Genomic DNA, 11,807 nt, shown 5'->3' with positions numbered 1-11,807 from the left:
TGAACGCAGTGGCGCGCCTGAGGGCGTGCCCGCTGCTAACCAAACAGCAGTGCTTAGGGAGATGGATCGGATGATGGATATACCCAATGTTGATATTGCCGGCGTTGGCATAGGCCCCTTTAATCTGGGATTGGCAGCGTTACTGTCCAAACATCCTGGCGTGACCGGTATTTTCCTGGACCGTAAAGCGGAATTTCGCTGGCACGAAGGGCTTCTGTTGCCCGGCACCACACTCCAGGTTCCGTTTCTGGCGGACCTGGTGACGATGGCGGACCCCACGCATCAACTGAGTTATCTGAACTACCTGCATCAGCATGATCGTCTGTACCAGTTCTATTACTACGAGAACTTTCAGGTGCCTCGCCGTGAGTACGACCATTACTGTCGTTGGGCGTCGCAGCAGCTGCCAGCCTGCCATTTCGGCGAGGACATCTGTGATGTGACGTATGACGCCAGCGCTGACCGATTCCTGATTGAAAGCCAGTCAGTGTCAGGCTTTAAGCGTCATTACTACAGTCGGGACTTGGCGATTGGCGTCGGCACTGTGCCGCTGCTGCCTCAATGGGCGCAGGTCAAGAGCACCGCGCCAGTCATGCATTCGGCGGAGTTCGGCAAGCGTCAGGAACAGTTGTCGAAATGCCAGCGGGTCACGGTCATTGGCTCCGGCCAAAGTGCGGCGGAATGCGTGTTGGCATTGTTCAACGAGCTGACACCCGAGCGGATCGCGGCGGGTGCTTCGATTCGCTGGATCACGCGCTCGCCGGGTTTCCATCCCATGGAGTATTCGAAACTGGGGCAGGAGTGTTTTACGCCGTCCTACATGGAGTACTTCCACAGCATTCCAAGGGAGCGCCGCCGCGACATCGTTGCGGGGCAGGGGTTGCTGTACAAAGGCATCAGTTTTTCGACCATCGCCGACATCTACGACCTGATCTATGAACGCTCGATTGGCGGCGCTGATCCAGGCCTGACGTTGCTTTCCAACTGTGAGGTCGAGACGGTGGAGGATATCGACGGCACGCTGCGAATTGCCTACCGGCACCGTGAGCTGGACCAGACCAGCACCCTCGAAGCCGATGCCATTGTCGCAGCCACAGGCTATGGGCATGCCTGGCCGCAGTGGTTTGAAAGGCTCAAGGGCGCAGTGCTTGAAACCGATGAATACGGCGACTGCATCGTCCAGGAGGATTTCACGGCGCGCCGCTGCGATGCAGGCACGGGCCGTATCTTTGTGCAGAACGCGGAAATCTTCCAGCATGGCGTTGGTTCGCCGGACCTGGGGATTGCGGCCATTCGCAATGCAACGATTGCCAACCAGTTGCTCGGCCGACCGCATTACCGTTTGCCTAAGCGCTCATCGTTCCAGCGCTACGGGATGCACGAGGCGTAGAACCGATGTGTGCAGGGTCTTGGTAGCGTTACCAAGACCCTGCTCGGGGGGTTATGTGCGGATATGGTCCAGGACGATGCCGGCTGCATCGGGCGTGGTGAACAACGTGAACACCTGATCAATCGTCGCACTCAGGCGCGCCATCTGTTCTGCGCTGTAGCGGTCTGAACGGTAAGTGATGACCAGGCGCAGTGAGCGTTTGCCGTCGATCATGTTCTCCATGATCTCGAACTGAATGCCGAACATCGACTGGTTCTTGTCCGGGTCAATCTGCCGGTAGCGGATCGTCCCGGCGTCAGGCGTGCTCAAGGCGCCATTCAAGGCGTTGTTGGCGTGAATCTGGATGTACACGTCGAACAGCAGGCCATCTGCTGCCGTCATGCCCAGGGCTTGTTGGATCTGCTCCATCGGTACATCGGCATAAGCCATGGAGTCATTGATCAAGCGAGTGACGTTTTCAATCAGTGCGCCAACGGCCTGCTGAGGATCGAACTGCACCCGGTGCGCCACCATCGTGGTGAAGTAACCGACCGTCTCGTAAAACCCGGGGTCGGTTCGGCCGGAGGCGGACGTGCCGATCACCAGGTCCTTCAAGTCACCAAGCTTATGCAGCGACAGTGCAATGGCCGTATAGACCACGCCGAACAGCGACGAGTTATTCCGTCTGGCGAAGGCATACAGGTTATCGGTGAGGTCCTGATCAGGTTTGATTTCGAACCACTGCGCCTTCGTCGATACTTCGTTGGCCGGCACGCTGGCCTGATGGTCAGGGGAGGGCAGCGTCAGGCCGCGGGTGGCATCGCGCAGCATGTTCGTCCAGTAGTCGAGATGCTGCTGATTAATGCCGGTAGCCTGTTCACGCAAAGCGAACTCATGGAATGACGGTGCAGGCGCTTCCCAGGTGGGCGCTTTGTCGGCGGCACGGGCGAGGTAGGCCTGAGCCAATTCTTCCATCATGACGTTGAGCGACCATTCATCAATGGCCATGTGATGGACCAGCAATGACAGGGTTTGGCGCTGGCGTTGCGCGTCGTAAATGAAGCGGACCCTGAGGGGCAGCTCGCGGGTCAGGTCGAACTGATAAGTGGCTTCGCTTTTCAGCGTCGCACCCTGGCTTTCATGGCTTGGCCAGAACCACTTGTAGTCGGACAGTTGCGTGATCGGCACGATCTGCTGGTACGCCTCATTGCCCTCAAAGTGGAAGGTTGAGCGCAGGCTGGCGTGGCGTTTCAGCAGGTCGCAGAAGGCGTGCTCGAACAGCGCTTCGTCCACCTTGTCGAGGAAGTCCAGGGCAAAGGGCAGGTTGAAAATCGTGCCGAACTCAAAGGCCACGTAAGCCCGCCCGAGAGAGGCCTGAGCCAGGGCGAAAGGTGCTTTTTGCACGTCTTGCGCCAGGCCCGCAGCAGAAGCTGTCTTGTCTTGAGCAATGACATGGGCGCGCGATGCCAGGGCGGCCGCCGACGGTGCACTGAAAAAGTCATTGAACTGGACTTCAATGCCATGGCTGCTCAGCAGCTTGCCAATGATGCGGGTGGCCAGCAGCGAATGACCGCCAAAATCAAAGAAGTCATCGGTGAGTTGCATGTCGGGCTCTGCCAGGGCTCCTCGGAACTCGCCAAGAATAATCGCCGCGACTTCACTGTTGTTGGCCGCAGGCTGGGCGCTGGGCGCACTGGCCGGTGGCGATAGAACCTCGCCATCCGCCTGGCGGCGCAACCAGGGCGTATCGCTGGCCGAGTGGCCTACATAGGCGCTCAAGACCCGGCAATACAGGTTGTCCTCCTGGCAGGTCTGGTCGAGGATCTGGTGGAGTACGAAGCCGAGGATAACCTCGTGCCCGGTTGGAATAATCAGTGCCTTGAACGGCGGCTGGCTTTGCGCATCCCACGGTGCTGTTTGCTGCGAGAGCAACTGCTCGGTGGCTTCAGCGTCGGAGTGTGAGCGCATGATTTCAACGCAAGACTGCCAGTCATTGGCGTGCACTTTGTGCACTTCGCCGTCGTCGTTGAACTGATAGCGTGCATTCAGATCGGGCAGTGTTTCGATGACAGTCTTGATCGCCCACTCGAGCCTTGAAAGGTCGATGTCGGCGTCGAACCGCCAGGCGCTGAAGTGTTTGAGCGTACGTTCGGGGTATTGCTGCTGCAAGAGCCAGAAATGCTCTTCGTCACCGGTGACAGACAGTTTCGGTAACGAATCTGGATTGAGTTCCATCATGGAAATTTCCCGCCTTATCAAACTGAACAGTAAGAAGTAGAGATGGCACCAAGTGCCGACAGACCGATCCTCGGTCTGCTGTAACGCCCAGGAGTCCAGGCGTCAGAGAAGGTGCAAGCAGGTCGCATTGCAGGGGCTCTATGAACGCCGTATGATATTAAATAATAATCATACCTATTCGCATTAGTCAAAAGCTGATCGCGGATGTCATCGTCTCAGGAGAGGTGTTGTGGACAACGGAGCGTTCGCGTCCAGGCAGCAATTTGAAAAGCTGTATGTCGACCACCACAGTTGGCTGTGCAGTCTGTTGCGCCGCAAGTTGGGCAATTCGGTCGATGCTGCCGATCTGGCCCACGATGTCTATCTCAATCTCATCAAGAAGGGCCGGGTTCCCTCCACCGAGGATTCTCGCTGCCATTTGACCCAAATCGCCAAAGGCATGGTGATCGACCTATATCGCCGCCGTCGTCTTGAAGCCTGCCATCTGGAGGCGCTCAAGTTGCAGGCCGAACCGCTGGCACCTTCAGAGGAGCGACGCGCCCTGGTGACTGAAACGCTGACGCAGATCGATGACGCATTGCACAGCAAGCCGGCCAAGACTCGCCAGGCGCTGTTGCTGTGTAAATTGCATGGCATGGGCCACCGCGACATTGCCACCGAGTTGAAGGTGTCGGTGTCTTCCGTCGAGAAGTACATCGCCTCTGGCCTGCGGGCCTGCTACCCGTTTGTGCCCGGACTCGGGCCTTGAACCGCTTCACCGATTAATGAACGTTTCGATTGAGGATTTTGCGTTGCTGTTCGGAATACAAGGTACGCAGCGCGCAAACCCCTCGAACGCAAAGGAAGTCAGGCAGGCCTTCAGGCTACCTGCAGTGGTTATTCAGGAGAGCTCATGAGTGTTAAAGATGAACCCGCCGCGACTGGCTCGGTATCCCAGGTACTCAGGCCCATACGTGGGCGGCTGATTATCGCGGCGGTACTGGCTGCCATCGGCACCATGCTGACACTGGTGCCCCTGGCCGGCATCGCCTATATCGCACAGCTTGCAATGGGCCAGGCCGACGTTGCTGCGGCCTGGGGCCAGATGCAGGATCAGGTCTGGCGGGTTGTCATCATCAGTCTGACCTGCCTGTTCCTGGGGATGACGCTGATCTCGATGGGTGAGATGGTCGCGCACCTGGCCGACAATCACATCACCGGCCATTTGCGCCGGGCGATTACTCGCCGACTGGCCAAGGTGCCGCTGGGCTGGTTTACCAGCCGGGCCTCGGGCGAGGTCAAGCAAGCGATGCAGGATGACATCGGCACGCTGCACAGCCTGACCGCGCATTTCTTTACCACGCTGGGCCGCACTATCGGCGCGATTCTCATCTCGATCCTCTACCTGTTCGCCATGGACTGGCGCATGGCGATTGTCTCGCTGCTGCCGTTTCCACTGTTTTTCCTGTTCTTCTCCAGGGCTACCAAGGCCAGCGGGGCGAACATGCAGTCATTTGGCGCCGGTATGGCGCGCATCAACAATGCGGTGGTTGAGTTCGTCAACGGCATTCCCGTGGTCAAGGCCTTTGGTGTCGAAGGCAAAGCCCATGGCAGTTATCGCGAGGCGGTCGATGGCTTCGCTGAGGCGTTCACCGACTTCACCCGGCCGCTGGTCAGTGCGATGGCCAACGCTCACGCGATGATCGCCCCGGTGGCGGTACTCGGTGTGGTGCTGGCGTTTGGCACTTTGTGGGTGAGCCTGGGCTGGATCACGCCGGTGGAGGTGTTGCCCTTCGCCTTGGTGGCGCCGGGAATCTGCGCGCCACTGCTGCTACTGAGCTACGTCACCCACGATTTGAACAATGCCACCGGCGCTGCCCAGCGCGTGCATACGCTGCTGCAAACACCGGTGCTGGAAACCTTGGCAGGCGCCGCGCCGACGTTGCCGGACAATGCCGAAATTCGTGTCGAGCAACTCGGCTATAGCTACGACGGCCAGACCCCGGTGCTCAAGGACGTCAGCTTCACCCTCAAGCCTGGCACGGTGACGGCGATTGTCGGTGCTTCCGGCTCCGGCAAGTCGACCCTGGCTCGCCTGCTGCTGCGCTTCTTTGACCCGAGTGAAGGGCGCATCACCCTGGGCGGCGTCGACCTCAGGCAGATCGAGAGCGCGCAGTTGTACCGGCGCATCGGCTTTGTGCTGCAGGAAGTACGCCTTATCCATGCCAGCCTGCGCGACAACATCGCCTTGGGCCGCCCTTCGGCCAGCCAGCAGGAAATCGAAGACGCAGCCCGCACCGCGAATATTCACGAGCGCATCCTCGCCTTGCCACAGGGTTACGACTCGGTGATCGGTGAGGATGTGCAGCTTTCCGGCGGTGAGTTGCAGCGCGTGAGCATCGCCCGCGCCGTATTGCTTGATCCGCCGGTGCTGGTGCTCGACGAAGCCACGGCGGCAGCCGATGCCGAGAATGAAGTGAAGCTCCAGCAAGCGCTGTCGCGATTCGCCCAGGGCCGCACTTTGATGGTGATCGCGCATCGGCTCGATACGGTGATGCACGCCGACCAGATCATCCTGATCGACAGCGGCACGATCTGCGAGCAGGGACGCCACCACGAACTGCTCGCCCGCAAAGGCCGCTACGCCCGACTGTGGGCGCTGGGCGGCTACGAACAGGCCAAGGAACAGGCGGTATCGTCATGCTGAAAACCTTTATTCAACTGCTGGGTGAAGATGCCCCGGTACTGCGCCGTTACCTCTGGATGACGCTGGTCTACGGCCTGCTCTGCGGGCTGACGATTGTCACCCTGGTGCCAGTGCTCACCCATCTGCTGGGCAGTGATGTGCGCTCGGCAGGGCAATGGTTGATCGCGCTGGTGATCGGTGTGGTGGTGTGCTGGGCGCTACGACGCACCGTGGAGAAAGCCGGTATCCGTGTCGGTATCGCCGTTCTCCAGCGCGGTCGTCATCGGCTCGGCGACCATGTGGCGCGTCTGCCGGTGGGCTGGTTCAGCGCACAAAACACCGCACGGCTGAGCCATGTGACCTCCCAGGGCATGATGGAAATGGCCCAACTTCCCGCTCACGTTTTTACGCCGCTGATCACGGGTGTGGTTACACCGGTAGTGATCCTTGTTGCGTTGTTCGCCTTGCATTGGCAAATGGGGTTGATCGCACTGGTGACACTGCCGATCCTGTTTGGTGTCTTTGCGCTGACTGCTCACTTGGGCCAGCGTGCCGACCAAAGCTTTCAGTACAACGCCGCGCATGCCAGCCAGCGCATGGTTGAGTTTGCCCAGGCGCAATCGGTGCTACGCGCCTTCAATGGCGAGGACGGCGGTACGCAGTTTCTCGAGCAGGCCATCGGGCGCCAGCAAGCGTCTGCAAAGCGGCTGATTCACGTCTCGGCGATGTCGGTGGTGTTCAACGCCTGGGCGGTACAGGCCGGCTTCGCCGTGCTGCTGGTGGCTGGCACGCTATGGCTCGGTGATCAGTTGGGCGCAAGCCTGGAGCCGGGTTCGGTCATCGCCGTGATCGTGTCGTTGCTGCTGGTCAGCCGCTTTATCGACCCGCTGCTGGAGGTGGCCGGTTATAGCGAGGTGCTGCGTGGTGCGCGCGGTCAGCTGGAGGCGGTGCGCGGGATCTTTGCGGTCAAGCCCCTGCCTGAGCCGCAGGCCCCGCAAGCGCCGGTCGATGGATCTGTCGAATTGCGCAACGTGAGCTTCCGCTATGCCGAGGATCAGGCTGATGTACTGCGCGATGTCAGCCTGCGTATCGAGCCCGGCAGCATGACGGCGCTGGTCGGTGCTTCCGGCTCGGGCAAGACCACCCTGGTGCGGCTGATTGCGCGCTTCTTCGACGTGACGCAGGGCAGCGTGATCGTGGGTGGTGTGGATGTCCGGCAGATGTCCAGTGAACAACTGGCCGGTCAGATCAGCCAGATATTTCAGGACGCTTATCTGTTCCAGGGCAGCATCGCCGACAACATCCGCATCGGCAAACCCGATGCCAGCGATGCCCAGGTGATGGACGCGGCAAAGCAAGCCGGGGTCGTGGAGATCATCGAACGCCTGCCCCAAGGCCTGGATACTCCGGTGGGCGAGGGCGGTGCGCGACTGTCTGGCGGTGAGCGTCAGCGGATTTCCATCGCCCGTGCACTGATCAAGGACGCGCCGATTCTGTTGGTCGACGAGGCCACCGCAGCCCTCGACGCCGAGAACCAGGCCGCCATCGCTGAAGCGTTGGCCCGTTTGCGCGGCACTCGCACGCTGATCGTCATTGCGCATCAGCTGTCGACGGTAGCCATGGCCGATCAGATCGTGGTGCTTGATCACGGCCAGATCAGCGAGCAGGGCTCCCATGCGCAATTGAGTGCCACGCCAGGGCTCTACGCGCACTTTCTCGCGCAACGCCGAGCCGCGAAAGGCTGGCGGATTGCCGGGGCGTCTGACAGTGAGGGCGGTTCTTGAGTCGTGCAGCCTTACTGATCCTGTTTGCCGTGCTCTGTTGCCTTTCGTTGATGGTGGGGGTCAAAGAGGTTTCCTGGACGGCACTGTTCACGTTCTCCGATGACGCCTGGCTGACCCTCACTGCCAGCCGGCTTCCGCGCCTTGCCGCCTTGATCCTGACCGGTGTGGGGCTGGCCGTGTGCGGTGTGATCCTGCAGCAGATCGTGCGTAACCGTTTCGTCGAGCCGGCGACTTCCGGCGGCCTGGATGCAGCAAAGCTGGGCATCCTGATTTCACTGACGGTGGCCCCCGCCGCTGGTGCGGCCGGCCGGATGCTGTTTGCCCTGGCGTTCTGCTTTGCGGCGAGCCTGCTCTATGTCGCGATCATCCGCCGTATCAAGTTCAAGAACACCGTGATGGTTCCAGTCATCGGCCTGATGTACGGCAGCGTCTTGAGCGCCATCGCCGAGTTCTACGCCTACCGTCACAACATCTTGCAGAGCATGCAGGGCTGGATGCTCGGTGACTTCTCGAAGATCGTCCAGGGTAACTACGAGATCATCTATCTGATCCTGCCGATCGTGGTGCTCACTTATCTGTTCGCGCACCGCTTTACCGTACTCGGCATGGGCGAGGGCATGGCCAGCAGCCTGGGCCTGAACTACGCGGCCAACGCGGCACTGGGGCTGATGCTGGTGGCGGTCACCGTCTCCGCCACGGTCATTACCGTGGGGGCGATTCCCTTTGTCGGGCTGGTGATTCCCAATCTGGTGGCGCTGCACTACGGCGAGAACCTGGAGCGAACATTGCCCATCGTCGCCTTGTGTGGCGCGTCGCTGTTGTTGGCGTGCGACATCCTCGGCCGCTTGCTGATCTACCCCTTCGAAGTGCCCATCGGCCTGACGGCGGGCAGCGTGGGCGGTGTGTTGTTCCTCGTGCTGCTGATCAGGAAGTACACATGAGAGGCGTGGTTACCCGCTATGGCCTCTGGGGGCTGGTATTGGTCCTGGCGATGGCGTTCCTGTTGCTGGGGTCAGGCTTTGACTTCGAGTACGTCATTCCCAAGCGGCTGACCCGTTTGGCCGCGATGGGCATTGCCGGGGTCTGCATTGCTTATTCTTCGGTGATTTTCCAGACCATTGCCGGCAACCGGATACTGACGCCGGCGATCATGGGGTACGAGGCGATCTACCTGCTGTTCCAGGCCCTGCTGATCCTGGTGCTGGGCACCCAGAGCCTGGTGCTGCTGGGACGTAACGGCAATGTGTTGTTGTCGATCCTGCTGATGCTCGCCTATTCGTGGCTCATTCACCGTTGGCTGTTCCGTGACGGACGTAACAACGTGTACCTGCTGCTCCTGCTGGGGCTGGTACTGAGCATGGTGATGGGGACCTTTACTCAGTTTATCCAGCTGAAGATCAGCCCCGGCGAGTTCTCGATTTTCCAGGGCTTCAACTACGCCTCCTTCAACAAGGCGCAACCCGGGCAAGTGATCTATTCGGGCCTGTTGGTGGCGGTGGTGTGCTTTATCGCGCAAAGAACCCTGCCGGTGCTCGATGTGCTGTCGCTGGGGCGTGACCAGGCGATTTCCCTGGGGGTCGATTATCAGCGCAGCGTGCGCCTGCAACTCGCGCTGATCGCGATGCTGGTGGCGGTCTCCACCAGCCTCGTCGGGCCGACGGCGTTCATGGGCGTGTTCGTGGCGAACATCACCTATGCGCTTGCCCGCACCGCCCGGCACCGGATTACGCTACCCATGAGCTGCGCCATCGCCATCGGCATTTTCATCATCGCCCAGTACCTGGTCGAGCAGATGTTCAACTACAACACCTCCGTCAGCATTCTCATCAACCTGGTGTGTGGCGTGTATTTCCTCGCGCTGATGGTTCGAACCCGAGGCGCCCCATGATTTCCCTCAGTCACGTCTATAAGGCGTATGGCAACAAGCACGTCCTGAGCGACGTCAGCGTTCAGTTCCCGCCAGGGCAGGTGACCTCGCTGATTGGCCCCAACGGCGCAGGCAAGACCACGTTGCTGATGTTGATCGCACGCCTGTTGGCACCGACCCGGGGCGACCTGCTGATTGGCGGGCGCAGCATTGCGGATGTGCCGATCCGCGACTATGCCAAGCGCGTCGCCACCTTGCGCCAATCACCCGATTTCAACCTGCGGCTGACCGTTGAAGAACTGGTGGCCTTCGGGCGTTTCCCCTACAGCCGCGGGGCGCTCACCGCTCACGATCGCCAGGCCATCGACGAGGCCATCGAGTTTCTGTCGCTGCAACCGCTACGCCTTTCTTACATCGACGAACTCAGCGGCGGGCAACGGCAGATGGCGTTCCTGGCGATGACCATTGCCCAGCAAACCGATTACCTGCTGCTGGACGAGCCGCTCAACAACCTCGACATGAAGCATGCCGTACAGATCATGCGGGCGCTGCGCCGCTTGTGCGACGAACAGGGGCGCACGGTGATTCTGGTGGTGCATGACATCAACTTCGCCGCCAACTATTCCGACCATATCGTGGCCATGAAAAACGGCGCCGTGCACTGCCGTGGCCCGGTGGCGGAAGTCGTCACCGAAGCCCGCCTGCGTGATCTGTTTGATCTGGATTTCGAGATACTGCAGAGCGAGCAGGGGTTCGTCTGCAACTACTTCAACCCATCACCGTCAAGGGAGCTGATATGAGCACCGGTAACGCAAAAAAAATCTGTGGGGCACTGCTGGCAGTCGCTGTGGCGGCCGGTCTGCAAGGGTGTGACAAGCCGTCGGCAGAGGCGCCTGCGCCAGCCACCGCGCAGGCGCACTACGAGCCGATCAAGATCGAGCATCCACTGGGGACGACGGTGATCACCAAGCTCCCGGAGCGCGTGGTGGCCTTTGACATGAGTGAACTCGATACACTCGACCAGTTGGGCGCGCCGGTGGTGGGCATCGCCAAGGACTATGTCGCGAGCTTCCTCGTCAAGTACCGTGACGACCCGGACATCATGGATGTGGGGTCGACCATCCAGCCCAACCTTGAGCGGTTGCATGCCCTCAAGCCCGACCTGATCCTGATATCGCCGCTCCAGGCGCAGAGTTACGCAGAGTTGAGCCAGATCGCGCCGACGGTCTATGACGATGTGGACCTGACCAACAAGCAAGGCAATCTGATCACCACGGCCAAGAACCATTTGACCACCCTGGGGCGTATCTTCGGCAAGGAAGAACTGGCCCGCCAGAAAGTCGCGGAAATGGACGCCAAGGTGGAGCAAACCCGACGCGTGACCGAAGGACGCCCCGAGAAAGCGCTGATCGTGTTGCATAACAATGGGGCTTTTACCTCCTATGGTGTGAAGTCGCGCTACGGCTTCATCTTCGACACCCTGGGCGTGAAACCGGCCAGCACCGACATCGAGGCTGGCTTGCATGGCCAGCCGATTTCCAATGAATTTATCCAGCAGGCCGATCCCGACATTCTCTACGTGATCGACCGTACGGCGGTGATGGAGCGGCGGCCAGCGCTGGATATGAAGAGCCTGGACAACCCGCTGCTGCGCAAGACCAAGGCCTGGAACAACGGGCATGTGATCTTCGTCGATGCCCAGACTTGGTACCTGTGTACTGCGAGTGTGACGTGCCTCAATCGCATGGCTGACGAGGTGGTTGAGGGCTACAAGGGCTGATCCGCTACGCGTATTGGCAGCACAAAGGGCGGGTGCCATTCAGGCACCTGTCCTTTTTTGTAAAAATATACGAATGCTAATGATTGCTATTGAGGGTTTCGCGT

9 protein-coding genes are annotated in these 11,807 nt (G+C 60.1%); 8 read left to right on the top strand and 1 reads right to left on the bottom strand.

Going from position 1 to position 11,807, the window contains the following annotated elements; all coding sequences use genetic code 11:
- The first annotated feature begins 73 nt into the window (after positions 1–73).
- On the top strand, positions 74–1,390 hold the full coding sequence (basC, locus tag HKK55_RS15710; RefSeq protein ID WP_272902570.1) for a putative histamine N-monooxygenase: 1,317 nt from the start codon (positions 74–76) through the stop codon (positions 1,388–1,390).
- A gap of 51 nt (positions 1,391–1,441) precedes the next feature.
- Here basC and HKK55_RS15705 read toward each other — a convergent pair whose 3' ends face one another.
- The gene (locus tag HKK55_RS15705; RefSeq protein ID WP_169355517.1) at positions 1,442–3,607 is read right to left on the bottom strand and encodes a condensation domain-containing protein; all 2,166 of its coding nucleotides are present in this window, start codon (positions 3,605–3,607) and stop codon (positions 1,442–1,444) included.
- Positions 3,608–3,836: 229 nt separating this feature from the next.
- Between HKK55_RS15705 and HKK55_RS15700 the strand changes: the two genes are divergently transcribed.
- The 7 genes from HKK55_RS15700 (at position 3,837) to HKK55_RS15670 (ending at position 11,703) form a co-directional block, all read left to right on the top strand.
- Positions 3,837–4,355 carry a sigma-70 family RNA polymerase sigma factor gene (locus tag HKK55_RS15700; RefSeq protein WP_169355516.1) on the top strand — a complete coding sequence of 173 codons (519 nt, stop codon included), beginning with the start codon at positions 3,837–3,839 and terminating at the stop codon, positions 4,353–4,355.
- Positions 4,356–4,499: 144 nt separating this feature from the next.
- A complete protein-coding gene (locus HKK55_RS15695; RefSeq protein ID WP_169355515.1) occupies positions 4,500–6,293 on the top strand; it encodes an ABC transporter ATP-binding protein in 1,794 nt (597 codons plus the stop codon).
- Entirely contained in the window at positions 6,287–8,056 is a 1,770-nt protein-coding gene (locus tag HKK55_RS15690; RefSeq protein WP_169355514.1) for an ABC transporter ATP-binding protein, read from the top strand. Before HKK55_RS15695 ends, HKK55_RS15690 begins: the two co-directional genes overlap by 7 nt.
- Complete coding sequence (locus tag HKK55_RS15685) at positions 8,053–8,997, top strand: ABC transporter permease (RefSeq protein ID WP_169355513.1); 945 nt, start codon at positions 8,053–8,055, stop codon at positions 8,995–8,997. The genes HKK55_RS15690 and HKK55_RS15685 overlap by 4 nt, the downstream gene beginning before the upstream one ends.
- Positions 8,994–9,944, top strand: a complete 951-nt coding sequence (locus tag HKK55_RS15680) for an iron chelate uptake ABC transporter family permease subunit (protein WP_169355512.1) — start codon at positions 8,994–8,996, stop codon at positions 9,942–9,944. Before HKK55_RS15685 ends, HKK55_RS15680 begins: the two co-directional genes overlap by 4 nt.
- A complete protein-coding gene (locus HKK55_RS15675) occupies positions 9,941–10,723 on the top strand; it encodes an ABC transporter ATP-binding protein (RefSeq protein WP_155585550.1) in 783 nt (260 codons plus the stop codon). Before HKK55_RS15680 ends, HKK55_RS15675 begins: the two co-directional genes overlap by 4 nt.
- A complete protein-coding gene (locus HKK55_RS15670; RefSeq protein ID WP_169355511.1) occupies positions 10,720–11,703 on the top strand; it encodes a siderophore ABC transporter substrate-binding protein in 984 nt (327 codons plus the stop codon). Before HKK55_RS15675 ends, HKK55_RS15670 begins: the two co-directional genes overlap by 4 nt.
- Positions 11,704–11,807 lie beyond the last annotated feature (104 nt).

The sequence above is a fragment of the Pseudomonas sp. ADAK18 genome, from assembly GCF_012935695.1.
Taxonomy (GTDB): domain Bacteria; phylum Pseudomonadota; class Gammaproteobacteria; order Pseudomonadales; family Pseudomonadaceae; genus Aquipseudomonas.
The sequence above is the reverse complement of the archived record's forward strand: the minus strand, read 5'-3'. Positions and strand labels throughout refer to the sequence as shown.

What these genes read in the sequence shown, in the direction of transcription:
- basC (WP_272902570.1), top strand. Translation starts at nt 74, where the DNA reads ATGGATATACCCAATGTTGATATTGCCGGCGTTGGCATAGGCCCCTTT.
- HKK55_RS15705 (WP_169355517.1), bottom strand. Translation starts at nt 3,607, where the DNA reads ATGATGGAACTCAATCCAGATTCGTTACCGAAACTGTCTGTCACCGGT.
- HKK55_RS15695 (WP_169355515.1), top strand. Translation starts at nt 4,500, where the DNA reads ATGAGTGTTAAAGATGAACCCGCCGCGACTGGCTCGGTATCCCAGGTA.
- HKK55_RS15690 (WP_169355514.1), top strand. Translation starts at nt 6,287, where the DNA reads ATGCTGAAAACCTTTATTCAACTGCTGGGTGAAGATGCCCCGGTACTG.
- HKK55_RS15680 (WP_169355512.1), top strand. Translation starts at nt 8,994, where the DNA reads ATGAGAGGCGTGGTTACCCGCTATGGCCTCTGGGGGCTGGTATTGGTC.
- HKK55_RS15675 (WP_155585550.1), top strand. Translation starts at nt 9,941, where the DNA reads ATGATTTCCCTCAGTCACGTCTATAAGGCGTATGGCAACAAGCACGTC.
- HKK55_RS15670 (WP_169355511.1), top strand. Translation starts at nt 10,720, where the DNA reads ATGAGCACCGGTAACGCAAAAAAAATCTGTGGGGCACTGCTGGCAGTC.